Here is a 20,961-nt window from a genome sequence, read left to right on the forward strand (position 1 = left end):
CAGCCTGTCTCTGACCCGCGTCAGGGCGACAGCGAGCGCGGGAACGCCCCGAGCGCTCGCCCGCCGTCGTCGGTTATCGCGACCAGTTCCGCGAGCCTGACGGTCCCTTCTTCGGCGTCGGTCACGCCGGCGTCCAGCGCCAGCACCGTCCCGGCGTCGAGTTCGGTGTCGTCCGGCAGCTCGCCGAGCAGGGGGGCCTCCCGGCGTTCCAGCCCGACGCCGTAGGCGGCCGTCTCGTCCCCGTCGAAACCGTAGGCCGCGACCTCGGCCTCGAGTTCGGTGAGAACTGCGCCGGCCGTGACGCCGGGTTCGAGTTCGCCGAGGGCGGCGTCGAGGGCCGTCTCGACCGCGAGCTGGGCGCGGCGGGTCCAGCCGCCGTCGCCGTCGACGACGAACGTCCGGACCAGCCGGCCGTGGTAGCCGTCCGGGCCGTGGGGTGCGAGGTCGACGACGACGGTGTCGCCGGGTTCGATGGGGTCGTCCGAGCGTGGGGTGGCGGTTCGGCCGGCGACGCCGATGCTGGTCGTGCCCGGAGCGACGCCCTCGGCGGCCATGGCGGCGTCGGCCTCGCGCCGGAGCCGGAGGGCAGTGAGCGGGGCGTCCTCCCAGATGAGGGGGCCGTCGTGGTCGTGGTCGTCGGGTTCCGGGTGAGGGCTGGAATCGTGACCGTGTCCATGCCCATGCCCGTCTTCGGTGAGGTCACCCGGCTCTGCCGCGGCCAGCACCGCGGCGACGCGGCGCATCCCGGCGCAGGCAGCCGACTGGACCGTGGTCTGGCGGAGCTGTTCGGCGTCGGTCTTCGCCTCGCGGGCGTCCTCGACGGCCGCGGTCGAGGCCACCTCGAAGCCCTCGTTCTCGAGGTAGAGCGCGGCGTCGTGGGGGATGGTCCGGGGCGCCAGGACCGTCCCCGACAGGCCGAGGTCGTCCAGGACGGTGGCGACCCGGGTGCCGGTCGGGATGTCCTCGCCGGCGGGCAGAATCTGTGCGTCGGGGTACGCCTCGGCCGCCGCGTCCGGGGCCTCGGGCGCGAGCAACAGCGCCTGGTCGGCCGTCACGACGACGGCGAGTTCGCCCTCGAGGTGGGCGGTCCGGGCGAGGGAGCGCAGCGTCGGGTCGGCCTCGCGACCGACGTGGACGAACGCGCAGGCGTCGCGGTCCCGCAGCTCGCGCTGGACTGGCTCGAAATCGATGGAGAGCGACATCACGTGGCCTCAGTCGGCCGCTTCGGCCTCGGCCGGCTTCTTCGCCATCTCGATGAGGTCGTCGAGGTCCGTGCCGGTGATCTCGTTGTTCAGGAGCACGTCGACCGAGAGCGTCGGGGCGCCGTCGACGAGGTTCTCCAGCAGGACGAGGCGCTCGCGGGCCCGGGACATCCCGACGTAGAAGACGCGGCGCTCGTTGTCGGTGAGGACGGGGACCGGCGAGGTGGTCTTGGTGAACTCGACGTCGGCGGGGACTGCGTCCTCGTCGACCGTCGCGACCATCTGCTCGACGACCTTCTCGGTGAGGTCGGTGCCCATGAAGACGTGGTCGGCCTCGCGACCCTTCGCGGAGTGGATGGTGCCCACGCGGACGTGGTCGCGGTCCATGCCGCGGTAGTCGCCGGTCGCGAAGTACGCCTTCATCGACTTGCGCTGGAAGGAGGTGACCTTCCGGACCATGTCCGACGCCGAGGCCGGGCCGGGCATGAACGGGACGAAGTCGCTCACGAAGTCGGGCGAAACCGAGACATCGGTGAGGTCCTCGACGTCGGCCTCCTCTTGGGCCTCGTCGATGGCGTCGAAGAACTCGTCGCGCTCGTTCGTGCCGAAGGCCGAATCCTGCAGCATGTCGGCGAGGCGGCGGGCCTGCAGGCCGTTGATGTCCTCGTCGGCCTCGATGGCCTCGACCGCGGTGACGTAGTCGTCGAGGCGGTCGGTCCACATGCGCTGGTCGGTCAGCGACTTGAACGGGATGCCCTCCGTGATGAACTCGTCGATGAACTGGAACATCTGGTAGCGGGCACGGAAGAGGATCATGACGGTCCCCTCGTCGTTCTGGATGGTCCGGCGGACGTTCCGGACGAGGTCGAGCATCGAGGGGTTCTGGACGGCCTCGACGACGCCGCCCTCCTTGCGGGGTTTGAGGTCCTTGTCCTGACGCTTCTCGATGTGGCGGATCTCCTTGTTGACGATGTTGAGGATGCGCGAGGGGAGGCGGTAGGAGTTGGGGAGGATGACGTCGTCGTCGGGCTCGGCGTCGAGCAGGAGGTCGGGGTCGGCGCCCTGCCAGGCGTAGACGACCTGGTCGTCGTCACCCGCGATGAGGACGCCCTCCATGTGGGGGCGCCACTCCTCGTAGACGCGGTGCTGGAGCGTCGTGATGTCCTGGAACTCGTCGATGACGAGGTAGTCGACGTTCGGGAGCAGCGAGCGCTGCTCGACGCGTTCGAGCATGTCCGCGAAGCCGACGAGCTCGTTGTCGCCCTTGTACTTGCGCCACGCCCGGATGGTCTCGGGGACGTCGATGCGGTCGTCGTCCGAGGGCCACGTCGGGGTGTACTTGTTGCCCTCCTGGGCGTTCGGGTCGATCTCGGGGGGCAGGCGGACGGTCTCGACGTCCCACTGGAAGGGGACGTCGTACCAGTCGGCCACGTCGCGGTTGGTCCGCTGGAGCCACTGGCTCGTCGCGATGATCTTGTTGCCGATGGTGGTCGAGCGGGCGGTCCGGCGGCCGGCACCGCCGTACTCGTCCTCGTACTCGATGCCGTACTCCTCACAGAACTCTTCCTTGTCGGACTCGCCGACGACGTCGCTGCGGGAGAGGTTCAGCAGGTCGTACGCCTTCGCGTGCATCGTACAGACGTTCCCCTGGAGGGAGCGGGGATTGATGTCGAGGCGTTCGGCGAGCCGTTCGCGGATCTCGGCTGCCGCCGCACGGGTGTAGGAGACGACGAGGATGTCTCGGAAGGTCACGTCCTCGTCTTCGAGGATCTCCTCCACCTTGTCGAGGAGGGCTGTCGTCTTCCCGCTGCCGGGGCCACCGAACAGGCGGGTCACTTTCGTCTCGGCGTCAGTCATTAGACGCATACTGGGGGCCGACACGGATAAGAGGCATGGGTTTGCTCCGGGCCCTGTGAGCCGATACCAACGGCGCTGCGGGGTGGTGAAAACCGGCGAGAGAACGGGTAGTGAGCGACCGGCCTGAGACGGTCGGTAGACGGTCCTCGATCGGGAGACGATGCTAGTTGTTTCGAGGAGAGCGGGCCTCTCGTACGTCGCTTCCGTCACGGATCTTGTCCTTGCAGTTGGGACAGACGCGGGGGTCCTCGACGCCGCGTGGTGTGAACACTCTGGCGTACGCATCTGTGACGAAAGACCCGCAGTTCTGGCATTCCGGCATTTGAATCTCCATTCTGGTCAGATGGAATTATCTTTAATAATGTTTCCCCCTAGTGACCTCGGTTGCCGGTTCTCAGGGATGTGATATCACTTCACGCACATGCGAGCATGAGTGGGAAAGGTCCGGTGGTCTCGGGGAGTCTCCAGAGTTAGCGAGTCCGACAGGAGCCCGTCGGTCGTCGGTGAGATGGGGCAATCGTGACCGATAACTGGGGCAGAACCGCCGCTATCGGTGATTGCTACCGCCGTTAGAACGAAATCGGGGGTCTCGCGCGCGCACCGCCAGCGCGACACCTACCTCGTCAACTGTCCGTCGACCGCGGTCGTGTGGCTACGGTTCCCAGCCACACACCCCGCACGTGTCGGCGCTCTCGTCGTGGAGCGCCATGCAGTCGGGGCACTGGAGCTTGTTGTAGCTTCGATCCCACCCTACCGGTTCTGTCTCGTGGCCGCGGTCTGCGAGGAATTGGTCGAACACGTCGTCACCGGATTGGGGTGCGGACGCCATGTGACATGGTAAAGCACACCACGTATTAAACGATTGTGGTGTGACACTCACCAACGCATGGAAGGGAATATATAACATACTAGCGTCACAGGGGCTCTCCCCACTGGCTCCGGACACTGCGCTCGGGCCCTCCGTCCCCGCTCCCGAGGCGTGAGAGTTTTTCCCCCACCGGCCGAAGTCGCCGTATGACCGACCTCAGCCTCGACCCGACCCAGCTGGACCGCTACTCGCGGCACATCATCATGGACGAGGTCGGCCCCGAGGGCCAGCAGCGCCTGCTCGACGCGTCGGTCCTCTGTGTCGGCGCGGGCGGCCTCGGTTCGCCGGCCATCGAGTACCTCGCCGCGGCCGGCATCGGCCGTCTCGGTATCGCGGACGACGACGTGGTCGAGCGGTCGAACCTCCAGCGCCAGGTCATCCACCGCGACGCCGACGTGGGCGAACCGAAGGCCGAGAGCGCCGCCCGGTTCGTCCGCGACCTGAACCCGGACGTGACCGTCGACGTGCACGAGGCCCGCGTCGACAGGGAGAACGTGACCGACCTCGTCGCCGACTACGACCTCGTGGTCGACGGGAGCGACAACTTCGCGACGCGCTATCTCGTGAACGATTCGTGCGTGCTCTCGGGGACCCCCTTCGTCCACGGCGCCATCTACAAGTTCGAGGGGCAGGCGACGACCTACGAACCCGGCGCGCCCTGCTACCGGTGTGTCTTCCCCGAAGCCCCCGAGCCGGGGACCGTCCCGGACTGTGCGACGACCGGCGTGCTGGGCGTGCTGCCCGGCACCCTGGGCTGCATCATGGCCACCGAGGCCGTCAAGAAGGTGCTTGAGGCGGGTGAAGGGCTGGACGACCGGCTCCTGCTCTACGACGCGATGGACATGAGCTTCGACGAGGTGCCGGTCCGTCGGAATCCCGACTGTCCGGTCTGCGGGGACGACCCGGAGATCGGGTCCGTGGCGGACGTGGACTACGCCGAGACCTGCGCTATCGAATAGTGTTGCTGTCTGCTGGATTCGCGTCGTGCGAGTGCGTCTGTTTCGTTCGGGCGACGCTTCGAGTGTAGAGTGGTTCGCTTCGTCGACTCGCGCTGGCGGCATGGAAGACCGCGAGCGCCCCGCACAGCCCCGCACCCGCACAGCCCTGCACCACGCCCTCCCCAGCCGACTCCGATGCTCGGCTTCGCCTGCGCGTCTCGTCCCTCGCGCGATTTCGGCTCGCGGCTGCGGTTCCCGCAGCACGCTCGCCAGCACGCGCCCCGGTGGGAGGATGGGTCCGAAATCCGCGCTCGCCCCGCCTACAGGATCTCCTCGATGTCGCCCAGCGATTCGAGGATGTGGTCCGGCTGGACATCCGACGCCACGGCCTCCTCGCGGGTCGTCGCGCCAGTCAGCACCAGCGCGGTCTCCATCCCGGCGCGTTCGCCCATCAGGATGTCCGTATGCAGGTTGTCACCGACGACGAGGCACTCGCCCGGTTTCACGCCGAGGGTCTCACAGACCGCGTCGGCCATGTGCTCGGACGGTTTCCCGATGACCAGCGGGTCGCGGCCGGTCATGCCCTCGATGGCGCCGACGGTCGCGCCGGCACCCGGTTCCAGCCCCTCCGGAGTGGGGTAGGTCCGGTCGGGATTCGTCGCGACGAACAGGGTCCCCCTGTGGAACGCCCGGAGCGTCCGGGTCAGCAGCTCGTGGCTGATGTCGTAGGCCTTCCCGGCGGCGACCACGTCGGCGTCCCCGTCCTCGATGACGGTGAGGCCGGCGTCGCGGATCTCCTCGTGCAGGACCGCGTGGCCGACGACGAACACGTCGGCGTCGGGGTGGTGCTCGGCGAGGTAGGTCGCGGTGGCCGAGGCCGACGAGGAGAGGCCGCCGACGTCGCGGGGCAGCCCCAGCGATTCCAGCGTCTCGGGGAACCGGCTCCGGTCGACGCTGGTGCTGTTCGTGACGAACCGGACGTCGAGGCCGGCGTCCCGGAGCGCGAGCACGCCCTCGTCGGCGCCGGGAATCAGTTGCTCGCTGCGCCAGACGGTGCCGTCGAGGTCCACGATGGCCGCACGTCGTGTCATCGCGTGGACGTTCGCCGGCCGGGGTTGTAACGCTGCTGCTGGGCGGTATCGCGAGCCAGCCCCGCGTTCACACGGCTCGTGGGAGCTTTATCGTCTCAGCACGCGAATATTTCACCATGACAGCCATCTCACGCAGACACCTCCTCGGCGCCGGGGCGACGGCCCTCACGGTCGGCCTGGCCGGCTGCACCGGCTTCGCCACCAGCACCGCCGTCAGGCAGGACCAGTACGTGGTCGACGGCGGGACCCTCGCCGTCGAGACCGAGAACGGCGACGTGACGGTCGCACCCATCGACGGCGACCAGCTCGACGTGAAGTACACGATGCGGACGCTGGGCACGACCGGCGCGTTCGACCGGGTGTCCGTCACGGTCGACACCGGCGAGGAGAACAGCGTCGTCGCCAGGGTCGCCGACGGCGGGTTCTTCGCCCAGAGCGTCTCGGTCGACCTCGAGATCGGCGTCCCCGAGGGCGTCCGGGTCACGAGCGCCAGGAGCCGGAACGGTGACGTCACGGTCCGGAACGTCGCCGGCGACCTCGTCGCCGAGACGAGCAACGGCGACGTGGATGTCCGCGACGTCGAGGGCTACGTCACGCTGCAATCCAGCAACGGTGACGTGACCGCCCGGAACACCCAGGGCATCGACGCGGCCACGACCGCCAACGGCGAGGTCGACGTGGACGTCGTCGGTACCCGCGGGGACGTGTCCATCCAGTCCACCAACGGAGACGTGACGGCACGACTCGATGCGTCGCTACAGGTCGCCCTGGAGGCCCGGACCGGCAACGGCGAGGTCTCCTGGCGCGACATCGAACTCACCACGACCACCTGGGACGACAACGAGGTCCGCGGGAACGTCAACGGCGGGAACAGCCCGCTCGTCACGGTCCGGTCGAGCAACGGCGACGTGCGCATCCTCGGGCGCTGACCGCCGGTTCAGGATAGCTCGACGGGCTCGAACGCCTCGCCCGTCCAGACCCACGCGCCGATGCGTGCTTCTCCGTCGGGCTCCGGCTCGCTGCTTTCGTTCTCCGTCTCACCACCCAGCGAGACGATACAGTACACCTTCCCCTCCCACGTGGCCTGTGTCCTGTCGGTCGCGCTCGGACCGTCGGGGCCGGTCGGGTGCGAGTGGTAGAAGCCCACCACGTCGTCGTCCGCGTCCTCCAGTGCCTCGACGACCCGGTACGTCTCCTCGGGGTCGAGTTCGTACCGGGTCCGGGGCGTGTCCGCGACGTTCGTGACGGCGTGGACGCTGGTCACGGTCCAGTCGCCGTCCGAGTCCTCGGTCCCGCCGAGGACGCCACATGATTCCTCGGGTGCGACCGCCCTGGCGTGCGCCAGGAGGTGTCCGCGGCAGTCGGCCGGGAGGTGCAGGTAGCTGTCCCCCATCCCGTCAGGCCGTCTCGTATCGCTCGCGTTCGAGGTCGGCCAGCGGCCGGACGACCGACTCGGGCGGCTGGTCGAACGCCTCGGGATGCACGACGCTGGCCAGCAGCTCCAGCGAGTCCACGGTGCGCGGGCCGGGCCGGTTCATGTACTGGTCGCCGTCGATGGCCCAGACGTTCCCCTCCTGGACCGCGGTGAGGTCGTCCCACCCGGGTCGGTCGGTCAGGTCGCCGAGGTTCCGGCGAATCTGGTCGAGGTCGAACCCGCAGGGCGCGACCACGAGCACGTCGGGGTCGTAGCGCAGCAGGTCGTCCCACTCGCGGGGGACCGAGCGGTCACCGGGCGCGGCCATCCCGTACTCGCAGTTCGCGCGGTGGGCGAGTTCGGGCACCCAGTGGCCCGCGACCATCACGGGGTCGGTCCAGTCCAGCACCGCCAGGTGCTTCTGCTCGCGGTCGCCTGTCCGGCTACGCTCCTCCACCGCGGCGACCCGGGACCGGAGCGAGTCGACGAGGTCTGCCGCCTCGGCCTCCCGGCCGAGTGCGGCGCCGATGCGCTCGATGTCGTCGTAGATGTCCGAGAGGCTGTGCGGGTCGGTCGTCAGCACCTCGGGGTTCGCGTCGATGGCCTCGACGGCCTCCGCGACGAGCACCTCGTCGACGGCACACACGTCGCACATCCCCTGCGTGACGACGAGGTCCGGGTCGAGGTCGTCGAGCAGGTCGACGTCGATGCCGTAGACGCTCCCGTGTTCCGACTGGGCCTCCTGGACCTGCCGGTCGATCTCGTCGGAGCTGGCGCTCGCGTCGACGTGGCTGTACTCGACGGCCGGCAGCTCTGTGGCCGCCGGCGGATGGTCGCACTCGTGTGAGACACCCACCGGCTCCACCCCGAGCGCGAAGACGATCTCCGTCGCGGACGGCAGCAGTGTCACGACGTTCATAGCAGGCAGTCCGGCACGGACCGGGATAAAGGGCGTGTCGTCGGCAGCCGGCGACTAGAGGACGGAGATGACGATGGCGAGGAGACCACCGACGACCATCAGCAGGCCGCCGCGCTTGCGCTGCTGGACGTCGTCCTCGTCGACCTCGATGCGGTCGTAGTCAGCCGACCCCGACATGAGGCCGGCGAGCCAGGCCGAGTAGGCCTCGGCGTAGACGACGTACTGGAGCCCGACGATGGCGATGATGGCCCCCATCCCGGCGACGAGCGTGTTGCGCTGGGTGAGGTCGCCGACCGCCACCCCGAGGCCGAGCGTCGCCGCCACGAGGGCGACGAAGAGGACGACTGCCCCGGCGAGGGCGAACTTCGCGTGACGGACCGAACGAGCACGTGACATGTGTGGAGACTCACCCCGGGCCGGTGTAGGGTTGTCGAATCGCGGCGGCGATGCCCCGGCGAGGTGTCGGCGACCCGCTACAGGTCGTACAGCTCGCCGAACTTCTCGCGGACGTGGTCGAGGTAGTACTCCGCGGTCAACGGTTCGCCGGTGGCCTCCTCGATGAGTTCGTCGGTGGTGTACCGGCAGCCGTGTTCGTGGACGTTCTCGGTGAGCCACTCGTGCATCGGCTCGAACTCGCCGCGGCGGATGTGCGCGTCGAGGTCGCCGATGTCCTCTTCCATGGCGGCCTCCAGTTGCGCCGCGAGGACGCTCCCGACGGTGTAGTTCTGGAAGCCGGCGAAGCCGTAGGACCAGTGGATGTCCTGCAGGCAGCCCTCGGCGTCGTTCCGGGGGCGCACGCCGAGGTACTGGTCCATCTTCTCGTTCCACGTCGCCGGAATCTCGTCGGCGGCGAGGTCGCCTTCCACGAAGGCGCGGTCGATCTCACAGCGCAGGATGATGTGCAGGTGGTAGGTTATCTCGTCGGCCTCGACCCGGATACGGTTGTCCGGGCGGACCTTGTTCACGGCCTGGTAGAGGTCCTCGACCGTCGCGTCCGCATGCTGCGGGAACCGGTCCGTGAACTTCGGGAGGAACGCCTCCCAGAACGCGCGGGTTCGACCGACGTGGTTCTCCCAGAAGCGGCTCTGGGACTCGTGGACGCCCGAGGACCGCGGCTCCCCGAGGGGGGTCGCGTAGGCGTCGTCGCGCAGGCCGAGCTGGTAGGTCGCGTGCCCGAACTCGTGGACGGCCGCGGTCAGGGCATCGAGTGGCTCGCCCTCCTTGAACCGGGTCGTGATGCGGGCGTCGAACTGGTTGCCGGACATGAACGGGTGCGGGGCGGTGTCGAGGCGGCCGCGGTCCCAGTCGTAGCCGAGGAAGTCGAGTGCGTCCCGGCAGAGCGCGAGCTGGGCGTCCTCGTCGTAGCTCCCCTCGAAGGGCCAGGCGACCTCGCTCTCGGACTCGCGGATGGCCTCGATGAGGTCGGGCAGCTCCGCCTTCAGCTCCTCGAACACCTGCTCGACCCGGGAGAGCGGGAGGTAGGGCTCGCCGTCCTCGAACAGCACCGCGTAGGGCGATTTCGCGTCGTCGATGTACCCGGCGCGGTCCCGGTGGAGGTCGCGCAGGTCCCGCAGCGTCGGTGCGAACGACTCGAAGTCGCTCTCGGCCTTGGCGTCCTGCCAGGTCTCCTGGGCGTCGGACTGGGTCCGGGTGAGTTCGTCGACGAGGTCGCTCGGCACGTCGGTCTCGCGCTCGTACTCGCGGCGGATCTCCCGGACCACGGCCTGCTCGGCGGGTTCGAGTCCCGCGGCCTCGGCGGCATCGAGCAGGTCGGCGGTCTCGTCGCTCACGAGCAACTCGTGTCGTGTGGTCGAGAGCGCGGCGAGTTGCTGGGAGCGCGCCGGCGTCCCCCCGTCGGGCATCATCACCTGCTGGTCCCAGTTCAGCAGGCCGGCGGCGTTCCCGATGTTGGAGATGCGGCGGTACCGGTCGAGCAGGTCGTCGTATGCTGCCATGTGACAGTCTCCGACCGTGGCGGTAATCAACTTCGGGGTCCGCCCCGGCCGGCGACCGACTCAGATATCGTACCACTCGACTGGCGCGTCGCGGTACTCCTCGGGGACCTCGCCGACCGCCCAGCCTGGCTCGACGGTCTCGACGTGGAGGTACGACCCCCCGTTCACCACGTGGGTGTACCCGGACGCCGACCCGAGTCCCACCCCGACCGCGGCGTGACCGTCGATGTCCACGACGATGGTGTCGACGCCGAACTGGGCGGTCTGGAGGATACCGGCGAGGAGCAGCGACCGGTCCTCGCTGTCCCCGCCGAGGTCGGCGACGGTCCGGGCGAGGGACTGGCGCTGGCGGTCGTACGTCCCGGTCACCGAGTCGGGGCCGTTCGGGAGCGCCTGTACCGCGTCGACGGCGAACTCGACGAGCTCCCGGGGCGTGCTCGCGACCCCTGCCCTGGTGGCCTGGCCGACGATGCTCCGGGCGAGCCGGGTGACGACTCCGTCCGCGGCCGAGGCCGCGACGAGTTCGTTCCGATGCAGTGCCTCGAACCCGTAGTGTTCGGCCAGCAGGTAGGCCGACGTGGGCACGTCGAGGCGGACGCGGTCGTCACCGACGGGGTACTCGACCCGGATGGTGCCCTCGAACGTGGTGCGCCGCGGTCCGCGGTCGTCTGTGCTCTCGCCCTCGCTCTCGGTCTCACTCTCACTCCCACTTTCGCCCCCATCCAGACCACCGTCCGAGAACTGCTCCTCGACGGGTGACGTGACGACCGTGACCCCTTCCGGACGCCGGAGGAACGGGTCGGTCTCGTGGAGGTGGACGGGGTCGCCGTCGCCCCCACCACGGCGCAGCGACACGGTGTAGTACAGGGGACGGCTCTGCGGGGCGTCGCCGATGTCCAGCTGGACCGCGACGCCGGTTCGCCCGTCGCTCGACGGCTCGACGACGACCTGCTCCTCGTCGAAGACGTCGCCCGGGCCGGGGGCCGGATACCCACGTGCCTCGACCTGCAGATGGAGGTCGTCGCTGCCGGTCGCCCGCAGGACCGGACTGCGCGGGTCGACCAGGACGTAGAGCCCGCGGTGGTCGTACGCCCGGACGAACGACCCGCGGGCGGGGACGTCGACGCGTCGCTGGAGGGTGGCGGGGTCGGGCGCCGGGTCGTCGCCGTCGGCGGGCCGGGTCGTCCGCGTCGAGGTGACGGTGAAGCGGTCGGGGCGGGTCTCGGCCTGGCCGCCACACCCGGCGAAGAGGCTCGTGCCGGCGGCGACGCTGGTGAGGAACGCACGCCTGGAGGGCGGTGCCATGCACGCCGGTTCTCGGAACCCGCGGAAAAAAGTTCTGCAGCGGTTACAGGTCGGCGGTTACAGGTCGTACAGCGCGCCGTACTTCGACTCGACGTAGTCGACGAAGTAGTCGGCCGTGAAGTCCTCGCCGGTGGCCTCGCGCACGAGGTCGTCGGTCGTGTAGCGCTTGCCGTGTCGGTGGACCTTGTCGGTGAGCCAGGCGTGGAGTTCCTCGAAGTCGCCCTCGCGGACCTTCGCCTCGAGGTCGTCGATGTCGTCCTCGGCGGCGTCGTAGAGCTGGGCCGCGAGCACCGAGCCCAGGGAGTACGTCGAGAAGTAGCCGAAGGAGCCGTGGCTCCAGTGGATGTCCTGCAGGCAGCCCTCCGCGTCGGTCTCGGGCCGGATACCGAGGTACTCCTCGTACTTGTCGTTCCACGCTTCCGGCACGTCCTCGACGTCGAGGTCGCCCGAGATGAGTTCGCGCTCGATCTCGAAGCGGACCACGATGTGCATGTGGTAGGTGAGTTCGTCCGCCTCGACGCGGATGAGGTTGTCCTCCTTCACGGTGTTCGCGGCCTCGTACACGTCACGCGGGGTGGCGTCCTCCAGTTGCGGGAAGCGCTCCTTCATCGCGGGCAGGAAGCGCTCCCAGAACGCCTCCGAGCGCCCGACGTGGTTCTCCCAGAGGCGGCTCTGGGACTCGTGGACGGTCAGGTCGCGGGCCTCGCCCAGGGGCGTCCCGTAGTGCTCGTCCGGCAGGCCGAGCGTGTAGCTGGCGTGGCCGAACTCGTGGATGGTCGAGGTGAGCGCGCCGAGGGGGTCGGCGGGGTTGAACCGGGTGGTCACGCGGGCGTCGAACTGCGTGCCCGTCGAGAACGGGTGCGGGGCGGTGTCGAGGCGGCCGCGGTCCCAGTCGTACCCGAGCGTGTCGAGCACGTCACGGGCCAGTTCCTCCTGTGTCTCGTCGTCGAACTCGCCCTCGAAGGGGGTCGCCAGCTCCACGTCGGACTCGCGGATGTCCTCGATGAGGGGGACGAGCTCCTCGCGCAGTTGCGCCAGGGTCTCCTCGGCGGTGTCGAGGCCGAGGTACGGCTCGTAGTCCTCGAACAGCACCGCGTAGGGGTCCTTGTCGGGGTCGATGTACTCGGCGTACTCCTTCTTCAGCTCGACCAGTTTCTCCAGGGTCGGCGCGAAGATGGAGAAGTCGTCCTCGGCCTTGGCCTGCTTCCACTTCGGGTGGGCCTCGGAGGTCGTCTCGGAGATCTCCTGGACCAGTTCGGTCGGGACGCGGGTCGCGCGCTCGTGCTTCCGGCGGATCTCGCGGACGACCGCCTCCTGCTCGGGGTCGAGGTCGGCGGCCTCGAGGTCGTCGAGGTAGCCGGCCATCTCCTCGCTGGTGAGCAGTTCGTGGCCGACCGCGGAGAGGGCGGAGAGCTGCTGGGAGCGTGCGCGTGTGCCCTCCTCGGGCATCATGACCTCCTGGTCCCAGTTCAGCACCTGCTGGGCGTACCCGACGTTCGAGAGTCGCTGGACCGTCGAGAGGAACTCCTCGTAGAGTTCACCCGTCTCGTCAGTGGCGGCTTCGGTTGCCATACCGCGTCAGTTTCGGTTCGTAACTCATCAATCTCGCGGTGTGGTGTGGGTGGGTAGCAAGGGCTTGTGAGCAGGGGCTTGTGGCTGGTGTGGGATGGTGGTGGGTTTCGCTGGGTATGTCTGTGGGAACGAGCAGTTCACTCGCGCTGGTGGCATGGAGACGGCCCCGCACAGCACCGCCACCGCTACAGCACCGGACCACTCCCTCCCCAGCCGATTCCCTCCACTTCACTGCGTTCCGTTCCGGTCATCCCTCGCGCGCTTCCGTCGGCGGCCTTCACTCGCGTTCAGGCCCGCCGACCGCACGCGCCAGGCCGGGTTTCGAGATACCGACGCAGGCCGACTACGACCAGCTCTCGGCCAGCACCAGGTACGCCTCGTAACAGGTCTCCAGCACGGCGAGGCTCACGCTCTCGGTCGCGGTGTGGGCCTCGCCGGGTTCGCTGGGGCCACAGACCACGCACTCGGTGCCGGCCTGCGAGAGCCAACCCGCGTCGGTCGCATGGGGTTTCGTGACGTGCTGGCCCTGCCCGGACTGGACGGTCCGGAGGCTGTCGCGGACCGCGTCGCCGAATTCCTCGTCGCCACACCGCATCGGCGGGAGGTCCTGGTCGACGGTCCACTCGACGCCCGGGAGTTCCGCGACCGAGTCGAGGTCTGCGCGTTCGCCGGGGACGGTGCGCTCGTCGACCGTGATGGCGCAGGTCTCGGGGACGACGTTCCAGGCCGAACCGCCGTCGATCTCGGTGACGACGACGCTCCCCTCCAGGGTCTCGCCGGCGGCTTCGGTCGTCGGCCACTCCAGCGCCTTGATGCGCTCGACCGCCTCGCAGCCGCGGTAGATGGCGTTCTCGCCCCGGTCGGGTTCGCTGGCGTGGGCGGCCGACCCGCGGGCCGTGACGGTACTGCCCCGGCGACCCTTGTGCGCGAGCGCCACGTCGACCACGCCCTCGGGGGAGTCGTAGCCGGTGGAGCCCTCCGCCACGAGGGCGTGGTCGGGGGCGAAGCCCTGCTCGATGGCGTACCGGGCGCCGATGCCGCCCACCTCCTCGCCGACGAAGGAGGCGAACACGAGTTCGCAGTCGGGGTCGGCGTCCCGGAAGGCCAGCATGGCGGCGGCGACTGCACCCTTCATGTCCGCCGCACCGCGGCCGTAGAGCCGGCCGTCCTCCTGGTAGACGACGTAGCTCCCGTCGTCGTCGACCTGCGACGCGTCCGGGGGCACCACGTCGTGGTGGCCGACGAGGGCGAGGCTCCGGTCGCCGTCGCCCTTCCGGGCGATGACGTTGCCACCGCGGGCCGGTTCCCCGGCGTGGGTGCCGGTGCGGTCCCGCGTCACGGCGGCGTCGGTGTGCTCGCGGAGCCACTCCTCGATGACGTCCCCGGCCGCGGCCTCGCCGTCGTGGCTCGGCACCGAGACGAGGTCGCGGGTCAGGGCGGTGCATTCGTCCATGGCAGGGGCGACTCGCCCGGCGGGGAAGAAAGTTCAGGCGGCTACTGTGACACGAACTGCTCGTACACCGGCGTCTGTCCGGTCTCTTCCGACTCGGTCAGCCGGCGGACCGCCTGCGCGACGCTGGCGACGTTCGCGGTCTGCTCCTCGCTCGCGGCCGCGACGTTCTCGGCCTCGCTGGCGACCCGGTCCGCGGCGGTGGCGACCTGCTCGACCGAGGTCGCGAGCGTCTCGACGCTCTCGGCCTGCTGGTCCGCGGCGGCCGCCACGTCGTCCATCCCGGCGGCGGTGGCCTGTGCGGACTCGTGTATCTCGTCGAGGTGGGCCACCGTCTCGCGGACCTGGTCGGTCCCCTCCTCGACCTTCGTGGCGGTCTCGTCCATCGTCTCGACCGTCTCGGTCGTCGCCTCGCGGACGCCCTCGACCGCGTCCTCGATCTCGTCGAGGTCGTCCTGGGCCTGCTCGGCGAAGGACTTCACCTCGGTCGCGATGACGCTCAGCGTGTCGCTCGTGGCGTCGGCCCGCGTCGCCTCGATGTTCGCGTTCGTCGCCAGCACCGAGGTCCGCTCGGCCAGCCCGTCGATGCGCTCGACGACCTCGTCGATGTCCTCGGTGCGGGATTCGAGCGTCGTGGCCGCGTCCTCGACGCGCTCGGCCGCGTCCTCGATGGCCGCCAGCACCGCCAGTGCCCCGTCGGCCGCCTCGGCCCCGTTCGCGGCCAGCGACTCGGTGCGTTCGCTCTCGGCCCGGACCTCGTCCGCCACGCCCGCGACCTCCTCGGCGGCCGCGCTGACCTCGTCCAGTTCGCCCGCGGTCGCCTGTATCTGGGCGGCCTGTCGCTCGGTCAGGTCGCTGATGGTCTGGGCGCTCTCCGAGACCGCGCTGGACGCCTCGTGCAGCTCTTCGACCGGGCCCTGGACCTCGGACTCGACCTCGTGGGCGAGCTGCTCGCGGCGCTCGATGGCGTCCTCGAGGCGCTGGCTGTAGGAGTCGACGTAGGTGTCGGTCGCGACCTGCAGGTCGAGGTTGATGATGCGCAACAGCGCGAGCACGTCCTGCATGCCGTCGTGGATAGCCTCGCGGACCGTCGCCTCGAAGGAGTCGTCCAGCCCGTCGTCGCCGTCGTCGCCGAAGCCGAGCGCGCCGACGAGCCGGCCGAGGCCGCCACCCGATTCGTCCTCGCGTTCCTCGGCCCACTCCTCGATGGCGTCGACGACCTGCCCCTGGACGCGGTCGTCGACCTCCGAGAGGATGAGGTCGTAGTACACCCCGTACTGGCCGACGTAGTGTTTCAGGGGCATGTCCAGTATCTCGTGGAGCTTCCCGATGCGGGCCCGGTTCGCGAAGTACTGCTGGTCGTACTCGCCGGTCGCCAGCGAGACGAGGTAGGCCCGCTGGGTCTGCTTGAGCATGTCCACCCCCTTCGGCGAACGCTCGATGACCGCCCGGGTCTGGTCGTACTGCAAGAGATTGTCGTAGAAGTCGTCCGCGATGGCGTCCTGGTGCTCGCGCAGGAGCGGTTCGAGGTCGGCGAGGCGTTCCTCGTCCTCGCCGTCGAAGTTGATGAACTCCTTGCGCCAGGCCACCTCCTCGGCGTCCAGTCCGATGTCATCGACCAGTGCGCCGGCGTCGACGAACCGGTTCAGCCCACCCTGGCCGAACTCCTGTTCCGGTTGCATAGCTGACGAACGTGTTCGGTTGCACCTAAGCCAGCAGGGGGATTCCCAGCGCGTTGGAATCTGTGCCGGCGGCGGGACGGCGACGGACGCGCGTCCGTGCGCTTAAGAAGCGTCGTCCCCGAACACCGCACATGAACGTTGTACCGGACACGAGCGTGGTCATCGACGGCCGCGTGTCCGAGAAAGTCGACGACGGCGAGTACGCCGGGGCCACCATCTCCGTCCCCGAGGCCGTCGTCGCAGAGCTGGAATCGCAGGCGAACGCCGGGCTCGACACCGGCTGGGAGGGACTGGAAGAACTCCAGCGGCTCGCCGACCTCGCCGACGACGGGCGCATCACCCTGGAGTACGTCGGCAAGCGACCCGACGCGCGCAGCATCGACCACGCTGCCGAGGGCGAGATCGACGCCCAGATCCGGGACCTCGCCGCCGAGATGGGGGCGACCTTCCTCACCAGCGACGTGGTGCAGTCCCACGTCGCCCAGGCGAAGGGCCTCGACGTCGAACTCCTCTCCGCGGAGGCCCGCCAGATCGAGCGCCTCGCCATCGAGAACTACTTCGACGAGGCGACGATGAGCGTCCACCTCAAGACGGGCACCGTCCCGAAGGCCAAGCGCGGCGACATCGGCGACATGCACTACGTCGAGATCGCCGACGAGCCCCTCGACGAGGCGACCATGTCGGAGTACGCCGACGAGGTCATCAACGCCGCCAAGGAGTCCGCCGAGGGCTTCCTCGAACTCTCCCGGAACGGCATGGACATCGTCCAGTTCCGGAACTACCGCATCGCGGTCGCCCGCCCGCCGTTCTCGGACGGTATCGAGATAACCGCGGTCCGACCCATCGCCCAGACCGACATGGAGGACTACGAGCACGCCGGGGAGCTCAAAGACCGCATCCTGGAGCGCCAGCGCGGCATCCTCATCTCCGGGGCGCCCGGCGCCGGGAAGTCGACGTTCGCGCAGGCGGTCGCCCGGTTCATCTCCGAGAACGACTACTCCGTCAAGACGATGGAGAAACCGCGCGACCTGCAGGTCGGCCCGGACATCACCCAGTACACCGAACTCGACGGACAGATGGCCAACACGGCCGACGCCCTGCTGATGGTCCGCCCCGACTACACCATCTACGACGAGGTCAGAAAGACCGACGACTTCGAGGTCTTCGCCGACATGCGCCTCGCCGGCGTCGGGATGATCGGCGTCGTCCACGCCACCCGCGCCATCGACGCGCTCCAGCGCCTCGTCGGCCGCGTGGAACTCGGCATGATCCCGCAGGTCGTCGACACCGTCGTCTACATCGAGGACGGTGAGATCGCCAAAGTGTACGACGTCCAGACCGAGGTGAAGGTCCCCCACGGCCTCACCGAGGAGGACCTCGCCCGCCCCGTCATCACCATCAACGAGTTCGAGACGGGCCGCCCCGAGTACGAGATCTACACCTTCAACCGGCAGGTCGTCACCGTCCCGCTCACCGACGACGACGGCAAGAGCGACACCGGCGTCGACCGCATCGCGAAACAGGAGATCGAGCGCGAGATCCGCTCCATCGCCCGCGGGCACGTCTCGGTCGACCTGAAGGGCCAGAACAAGGCGGTCGTCTACGTCGAGGAGGACGACATCTCCGCGGTCATCGGGAAGGGCGGCGGCCGCATCAACGACGTGGAGAACCGCCTCGGCATCGACATCGACGTCCGGACCCACGACGAGAACCCGAACTACCGGACCGGCGGGTCGGGCGGTGGTGGCGGCGGTAGCAGTTCACAATCAGGACAGCAGGACACCACCGGCCAGCTCGTCACGCCCGAGATCACCTCCCGGCACATCGTCATCCCGGTCGACGGCCACACCGGCGAGACGGTCGAGGTCCGCGCCGACGGCGACTACCTGTTCACCGCGACGGTCGGCCGCGGCGGCGAGGTGCAGGTCTCGCGCGGTTCGGCCATCGCCGACGAACTGGAGCGCGCCATCGACCGCAAGAACACCGTGACGGTCCACACGGCCTAAATCTGGGGCGTCACCACCTCGAGCCCGTCACAGCAACTCACAGGCCACGAGCGAGCCGACGCCGACGAGGGTCCAGACGACCCCGGCGTACCGCGTCAGCGCGACCTTCCACGCCGCCGGTTCGACGGCCCCACTGGGCCGTCGCCCGATGGCGCCCAGCATCTCGTCCCACCGCGCCAGTCTCGTCGGCCAGAGGACCATGGGTGGCGCGAAGAGGATGCCCAGCAGGGCCATGATGTAGTAGCTTCCAGAGCACATGCGCTCGTACCAGATACAGAGAAGTGGCACATAGGGCTTCGGGGGCCCCGACCTGGTAGTTTCCCGTAAGGGCGACGAAACCGTGTCTATCCGCCGTTTCGCTCACCCGCAAGCGACGAGTTCCCACGTGTACGTCGGCGGGTCGCCGGGGTTCTCCTCGCCGGGGGCTCGCGCGGCGTACCCCTCGGTCACGAAGTACCAGCCGTGGGACGGGGTACTGCCGAGCATCGTCCCGGTCCCGTAGCCTTCCTCCGAGAAGTCGACCGACACCGACGCCGCGACCAGCACGCCCGATTCGAACCGCTCCATCACCCTCGCGTCCCAGCCGTCGAAGCCCGACACCCGCACGTCCTCGTCGGTCTCCAGCTCCGCGGTGGCGTAGGCCTTCTCGAACGCGATGGCGAACTCCGTCGCGGCGTCGTCGTCCAGCGTCCCCGGAAGGGACGGGTAGTCCCCGTCGGGGAGGTCTGCGACGGTACACTCGCCATCGGGGACCGGGACGCCGTCAGGGGCATCGGCCTCGTCTCCAGCGGTGGTCGTCGCTGTCGGGTCGGTCGAGGTCGTCGCGGTGGTCCCCGCCGCTGTTCCGTCACCGAGGCAACCGCCGAGGAGCCCGGCCCCGGCCACGAGGAGGACGCGTCGTCGCATACATGTGTTTTTTTAGACAATAGCAAGTACTTTGTGCCGGGTCGCCCCGCCGCGTCGCCGGCTACTCGTCCTCGTTCGGGTTCACGAGGTACTCGCTGGCCCGCCAGCTGAACGTGATGAAGGCCGCGAAGTAGCCGCCACCGGCGCCGATCCAGCCGGCCAGTCCGGGCAGTGCGCCTTCCAGCCCGGTCGACGCGCCGAGGGAGACGATGACCGCGGCCAGCTCCACGAAGACGAGGTCGCCGAACATCGCGGCCCGCGAGCGCGACTCGAGGTAGTCGTCCACGTCGAAGTTCGAACTGATGAGGCCGAAGACGAGCAGCCCGGCGGGCGTCGAGAACGCGATGCCGAGGGCGGTCCGCTGAGCCTCCGAGAGCCCGGCGATGGGCGTCGCCTGTACCGTGCCGGCGACGATACTGGCGGCGAAGAGCGTCACCACCACCACGACGATTCGTTTGACGTTCATGGACACTGATTGGACAGCGCTGGAAGAAAGGCGGTTCGGTGTCGGGCGGGCGGTCGCTCTACCGGGACCTCAGCCACTCGTCTCGTTGGCTGGCAGGTCGTACTCGCCGACGACGTAGGTCCGCGAGCCCCGGTCGTAGATGAGCTGGACGGTCTGGCCGGGTCTGACGCCCGAGATGCTCGTCGAGTCGCCCTCGGCCACGTCGGCGTCCGCGTCGATGGCGAAGTCGGTCGCGTCCCACGTGGTCCGGGAGTCGTCGACGACGATCTGGAGGTTCCCGGCGGTCAGCGTCTCCCCGCCGGCGTGGGTGATGCGGAGCTGTGACTCGCCGGTCCGCTCGAAGGTGAACTCGGTGTCGGGTGGGTTCAGGGGCTCCTGGCCGCCCAAGACGTACGCCCCGGCGACGCCGAGGACGCTCGCGGCCAGCATCACGAACACCAGCGCGATGACCCACGTCCGCTTCTCCTGTGGGGCGCGCTGGAACTCCGCCTCGTCGGTCATATCACCTGCGTCGCGGTCGACCTACAAGTACCATGTGGCTGTGGCAGCCGGCGGCCGTGGCGGCGTCGTCACTGGCCAGTGCTGTGGTCGAAAGGAGAGGGATTTCACTCCGCGCAGCAGGGTTCCGCGTCGCCGCCGTCGGCCGCGACCGCTTGCTCGTCTATCTCGTAGAGACTCTGTCTCGCGTCGGCGAAGTACACGTCCTGGTTCACGAGGTCGATGTCCTGCAGCCGTTCGAGGGCGTAGCGGACGGTTCGTGCGGAGAGCATGGACTCCTCGACGATCTGTTTCTGTGTGAGTGGCCCGTCGTACTCGAGTACCTTGAAGACGAGCTTCGCGCTCGGCGGTAGCTCCTCGAGATCTTCCCCAGTTGTAGCGGCCATCATTACGATTCGAAAGCGTCCACGCTCATAAAGATTGACCCCAACGGGTACGGGGAACGCACGCGCGAATCGACAAGCGAACGCCTTTTTACCGGTCGTCACACACCAACGACCATGGCTACCGAAACAGCTGACTCCGGCACCGACTCCGGCGGTCAGCACTTTGGGACGGTCACGCGCACGACGCTGTCGGCGGCGGCTGGCGTCGCCGCGGCGTTCGTCTCCGCGTGGCTCACGGGGGACATGGCTCCAGCAGCGGCCGCCCTCCACCAGCCCGCACAGGCGGTCGTCCTCGTCGCTATCGCCGTCCAGCCCGTACTCCAGCGGCTGCTCGGCGTCTACAAGGACGACTTCGGCGCGAAAGACTTCCTCTTCATCGCGTTCATGACGTTCTCCATGTGGTTCGTCACGTGGGGCATCATGCTCAGCGCACAGGCGAACTGACC

The 20,961-nt window shown here is 68.9% G+C and carries 22 protein-coding genes; 4 read left to right on the forward strand and 18 right to left on the reverse strand.

The features are described 5' to 3' along the window. Positions 1-20 precede the first annotated feature (20 nt). From NOV86_RS13265 to NOV86_RS13275, 4 genes are all read right to left on the reverse strand, one after another. Complete coding sequence (locus tag NOV86_RS13265; protein WP_267641966.1) at positions 21-1,202, reverse strand: M24 family metallopeptidase; 1,182 nt, start codon at positions 1,200-1,202, stop codon at positions 21-23. A gap of 9 nt (positions 1,203-1,211) precedes the next feature. Then, a complete protein-coding gene (locus NOV86_RS13270) occupies positions 1,212-3,059 on the reverse strand; it encodes a UvrD-helicase domain-containing protein (protein WP_267641967.1) in 1,848 nt (615 codons plus the stop codon). Positions 3,060-3,222: 163 nt separating this feature from the next. Next, the gene (locus NOV86_RS23410; protein ID WP_438266724.1) at positions 3,223-3,381 is read right to left on the reverse strand and encodes a DUF7563 family protein; all 159 of its coding nucleotides are present in this window, start codon (positions 3,379-3,381) and stop codon (positions 3,223-3,225) included. A 330-nt stretch (positions 3,382-3,711) separates the two neighbouring features. After that, entirely contained in the window at positions 3,712-3,888 is a 177-nt protein-coding gene (locus NOV86_RS13275) for an HVO_0416 family zinc finger protein (RefSeq protein WP_267641968.1), read from the reverse strand. Between the two features lie 185 nt (positions 3,889-4,073). Between NOV86_RS13275 and ubaA the strand changes: the two genes are divergently transcribed. After that, a complete protein-coding gene (gene ubaA / locus NOV86_RS13280; protein ID WP_267641970.1) occupies positions 4,074-4,886 on the forward strand; it encodes an SAMP-activating enzyme E1 in 813 nt (270 codons plus the stop codon). 299 nt (positions 4,887-5,185) lie between these two features. On the opposite strand, the gene NOV86_RS13285 is transcribed toward ubaA, so the two are convergent. After that, positions 5,186-5,956, reverse strand: coding sequence for an HAD-IIA family hydrolase (locus NOV86_RS13285; protein ID WP_267641971.1), 771 nt, complete (start codon positions 5,954-5,956; stop codon positions 5,186-5,188). 116 nt (positions 5,957-6,072) lie between these two features. On the opposite strand from NOV86_RS13285, the gene NOV86_RS13290 reads away from it, so the two are divergent. Continuing rightward, positions 6,073-6,885, forward strand: a complete 813-nt coding sequence (locus NOV86_RS13290; RefSeq protein ID WP_267641973.1) for a DUF4097 family beta strand repeat-containing protein — start codon at positions 6,073-6,075, stop codon at positions 6,883-6,885. A gap of 8 nt (positions 6,886-6,893) precedes the next feature. Here the strand turns inward: NOV86_RS13290 and NOV86_RS13295 are convergent, their stop codons facing one another. The 8 genes from NOV86_RS13295 to NOV86_RS13330 form a co-directional block, all read right to left on the reverse strand. Continuing rightward, positions 6,894-7,349, reverse strand: a complete 456-nt coding sequence (locus tag NOV86_RS13295; RefSeq protein WP_267641974.1) for a desampylase — start codon at positions 7,347-7,349, stop codon at positions 6,894-6,896. Between the two features lie 4 nt (positions 7,350-7,353). After that, positions 7,354-8,289: an ABC transporter substrate-binding protein gene (locus NOV86_RS13300; protein ID WP_267641976.1), complete on the reverse strand. Its 936-nt coding sequence runs from the start codon at positions 8,287-8,289 to the stop codon at positions 7,354-7,356. Positions 8,290-8,343: 54 nt separating this feature from the next. Further along, positions 8,344-8,685, reverse strand: a complete 342-nt coding sequence (locus NOV86_RS13305) for a hypothetical protein (protein ID WP_267641977.1) — start codon at positions 8,683-8,685, stop codon at positions 8,344-8,346. A 77-nt stretch (positions 8,686-8,762) separates the two neighbouring features. Further along, entirely contained in the window at positions 8,763-10,244 is a 1,482-nt protein-coding gene (locus NOV86_RS13310; protein WP_267641979.1) for a carboxypeptidase M32, read from the reverse strand. A gap of 60 nt (positions 10,245-10,304) precedes the next feature. Next, positions 10,305-11,549, reverse strand: a complete 1,245-nt coding sequence (locus NOV86_RS13315) for a hypothetical protein (protein ID WP_267641980.1) — start codon at positions 11,547-11,549, stop codon at positions 10,305-10,307. 57 nt (positions 11,550-11,606) lie between these two features. Then, positions 11,607-13,121, reverse strand: coding sequence for a carboxypeptidase M32 (locus tag NOV86_RS13320; protein WP_267641981.1), 1,515 nt, complete (start codon positions 13,119-13,121; stop codon positions 11,607-11,609). A 343-nt stretch (positions 13,122-13,464) separates the two neighbouring features. Then, positions 13,465-14,574, reverse strand: coding sequence for a M20 family metallopeptidase (locus NOV86_RS13325; RefSeq protein ID WP_267641983.1), 1,110 nt, complete (start codon positions 14,572-14,574; stop codon positions 13,465-13,467). 41 nt (positions 14,575-14,615) lie between these two features. Next, positions 14,616-16,253, reverse strand: coding sequence for a globin-coupled sensor protein (locus NOV86_RS13330; protein WP_267641985.1), 1,638 nt, complete (start codon positions 16,251-16,253; stop codon positions 14,616-14,618). Between the two features lie 131 nt (positions 16,254-16,384). On the opposite strand from NOV86_RS13330, the gene NOV86_RS13335 reads away from it, so the two are divergent. Next, positions 16,385-18,259 carry a PINc/VapC family ATPase gene (locus NOV86_RS13335; protein ID WP_267641986.1) on the forward strand — a complete coding sequence of 625 codons (1,875 nt, stop codon included), beginning with the start codon at positions 16,385-16,387 and terminating at the stop codon, positions 18,257-18,259. 27 nt (positions 18,260-18,286) lie between these two features. Here the strand turns inward: NOV86_RS13335 and NOV86_RS13340 are convergent, their stop codons facing one another. The 5 genes from NOV86_RS13340 to NOV86_RS13360 all read right to left on the reverse strand — a co-directional run bounded on the left by NOV86_RS13340 (position 18,287) and on the right by NOV86_RS13360 (position 20,515). Beyond that, entirely contained in the window at positions 18,287-18,517 is a 231-nt protein-coding gene (locus tag NOV86_RS13340) for a DUF6199 family natural product biosynthesis protein (RefSeq protein ID WP_267641988.1), read from the reverse strand. Between the two features lie 102 nt (positions 18,518-18,619). Next, positions 18,620-19,165 carry a hypothetical protein gene (locus NOV86_RS13345; protein WP_267641991.1) on the reverse strand — a complete coding sequence of 182 codons (546 nt, stop codon included), beginning with the start codon at positions 19,163-19,165 and terminating at the stop codon, positions 18,620-18,622. 61 nt (positions 19,166-19,226) lie between these two features. Continuing rightward, a complete protein-coding gene (locus NOV86_RS13350; protein WP_267641993.1) occupies positions 19,227-19,631 on the reverse strand; it encodes a hypothetical protein in 405 nt (134 codons plus the stop codon). 69 nt (positions 19,632-19,700) lie between these two features. After that, on the reverse strand, positions 19,701-20,132 hold the full coding sequence (locus NOV86_RS13355) for a type IV pilin domain-containing protein (RefSeq protein WP_267641994.1): 432 nt from the start codon (positions 20,130-20,132) through the stop codon (positions 19,701-19,703). Positions 20,133-20,236: 104 nt separating this feature from the next. Next, positions 20,237-20,515, reverse strand: coding sequence for a MarR family transcriptional regulator (locus NOV86_RS13360; RefSeq protein ID WP_267643114.1), 279 nt, complete (start codon positions 20,513-20,515; stop codon positions 20,237-20,239). Between the two features lie 114 nt (positions 20,516-20,629). Here NOV86_RS13360 and NOV86_RS13365 point away from each other — a divergent pair, with 114 nt between their 5' ends. Continuing rightward, a complete protein-coding gene (locus NOV86_RS13365) occupies positions 20,630-20,959 on the forward strand; it encodes an EMC6-like membrane protein (protein ID WP_267641996.1) in 330 nt (109 codons plus the stop codon). Positions 20,960-20,961: the final 2 nt, after the last annotated feature.

The sequence above is a fragment of the Haloarchaeobius amylolyticus genome, from assembly GCF_026616195.1.
Taxonomy (GTDB): Archaea; Halobacteriota; Halobacteria; order Halobacteriales; family Natrialbaceae; genus Haloarchaeobius; species Haloarchaeobius amylolyticus.

Excerpts from the sequence above, each read along its gene's own strand:
- NOV86_RS13265 (WP_267641966.1), bottom strand. The coding sequence starts at position 1,202 with ATGTCGCTCTCCATCGATTTCGAGCCAGTCCAGCGCGAGCTGCGGGAC.
- NOV86_RS13270 (WP_267641967.1), bottom strand. The coding sequence starts at position 3,059 with ATGACTGACGCCGAGACGAAAGTGACCCGCCTGTTCGGTGGCCCCGGC.
- NOV86_RS23410 (WP_438266724.1), bottom strand. The coding sequence starts at position 3,381 with ATGCCGGAATGCCAGAACTGCGGGTCTTTCGTCACAGATGCGTACGCC.
- NOV86_RS13275 (WP_267641968.1), bottom strand. The coding sequence starts at position 3,888 with ATGGCGTCCGCACCCCAATCCGGTGACGACGTGTTCGACCAATTCCTC.
- ubaA (WP_267641970.1), top strand. The coding sequence starts at position 4,074 with ATGACCGACCTCAGCCTCGACCCGACCCAGCTGGACCGCTACTCGCGG.
- NOV86_RS13285 (WP_267641971.1), bottom strand. The coding sequence starts at position 5,956 with ATGACACGACGTGCGGCCATCGTGGACCTCGACGGCACCGTCTGGCGC.
- NOV86_RS13290 (WP_267641973.1), top strand. The coding sequence starts at position 6,073 with ATGACAGCCATCTCACGCAGACACCTCCTCGGCGCCGGGGCGACGGCC.
- NOV86_RS13295 (WP_267641974.1), bottom strand. The coding sequence starts at position 7,349 with ATGGGGGACAGCTACCTGCACCTCCCGGCCGACTGCCGCGGACACCTC.
- NOV86_RS13300 (WP_267641976.1), bottom strand. The coding sequence starts at position 8,289 with ATGAACGTCGTGACACTGCTGCCGTCCGCGACGGAGATCGTCTTCGCG.
- NOV86_RS13305 (WP_267641977.1), bottom strand. The coding sequence starts at position 8,685 with ATGTCACGTGCTCGTTCGGTCCGTCACGCGAAGTTCGCCCTCGCCGGG.
- NOV86_RS13310 (WP_267641979.1), bottom strand. The coding sequence starts at position 10,244 with ATGGCAGCATACGACGACCTGCTCGACCGGTACCGCCGCATCTCCAAC.
- NOV86_RS13315 (WP_267641980.1), bottom strand. The coding sequence starts at position 11,549 with ATGGCACCGCCCTCCAGGCGTGCGTTCCTCACCAGCGTCGCCGCCGGC.
- NOV86_RS13320 (WP_267641981.1), bottom strand. The coding sequence starts at position 13,121 with ATGGCAACCGAAGCCGCCACTGACGAGACGGGTGAACTCTACGAGGAG.
- NOV86_RS13325 (WP_267641983.1), bottom strand. The coding sequence starts at position 14,574 with ATGGACGAATGCACCGCCCTGACCCGCGACCTCGTCTCGGTGCCGAGC.
- NOV86_RS13330 (WP_267641985.1), bottom strand. The coding sequence starts at position 16,253 with ATGCAACCGGAACAGGAGTTCGGCCAGGGTGGGCTGAACCGGTTCGTC.
- NOV86_RS13335 (WP_267641986.1), top strand. The coding sequence starts at position 16,385 with ATGAACGTTGTACCGGACACGAGCGTGGTCATCGACGGCCGCGTGTCC.
- NOV86_RS13340 (WP_267641988.1), bottom strand. The coding sequence starts at position 18,517 with ATGTGCTCTGGAAGCTACTACATCATGGCCCTGCTGGGCATCCTCTTC.
- NOV86_RS13345 (WP_267641991.1), bottom strand. The coding sequence starts at position 19,165 with ATGCGACGACGCGTCCTCCTCGTGGCCGGGGCCGGGCTCCTCGGCGGT.
- NOV86_RS13350 (WP_267641993.1), bottom strand. The coding sequence starts at position 19,631 with ATGAACGTCAAACGAATCGTCGTGGTGGTGGTGACGCTCTTCGCCGCC.
- NOV86_RS13355 (WP_267641994.1), bottom strand. The coding sequence starts at position 20,132 with ATGACCGACGAGGCGGAGTTCCAGCGCGCCCCACAGGAGAAGCGGACG.
- NOV86_RS13360 (WP_267643114.1), bottom strand. The coding sequence starts at position 20,515 with ATGGCCGCTACAACTGGGGAAGATCTCGAGGAGCTACCGCCGAGCGCG.
- NOV86_RS13365 (WP_267641996.1), top strand. The coding sequence starts at position 20,630 with ATGGCTACCGAAACAGCTGACTCCGGCACCGACTCCGGCGGTCAGCAC.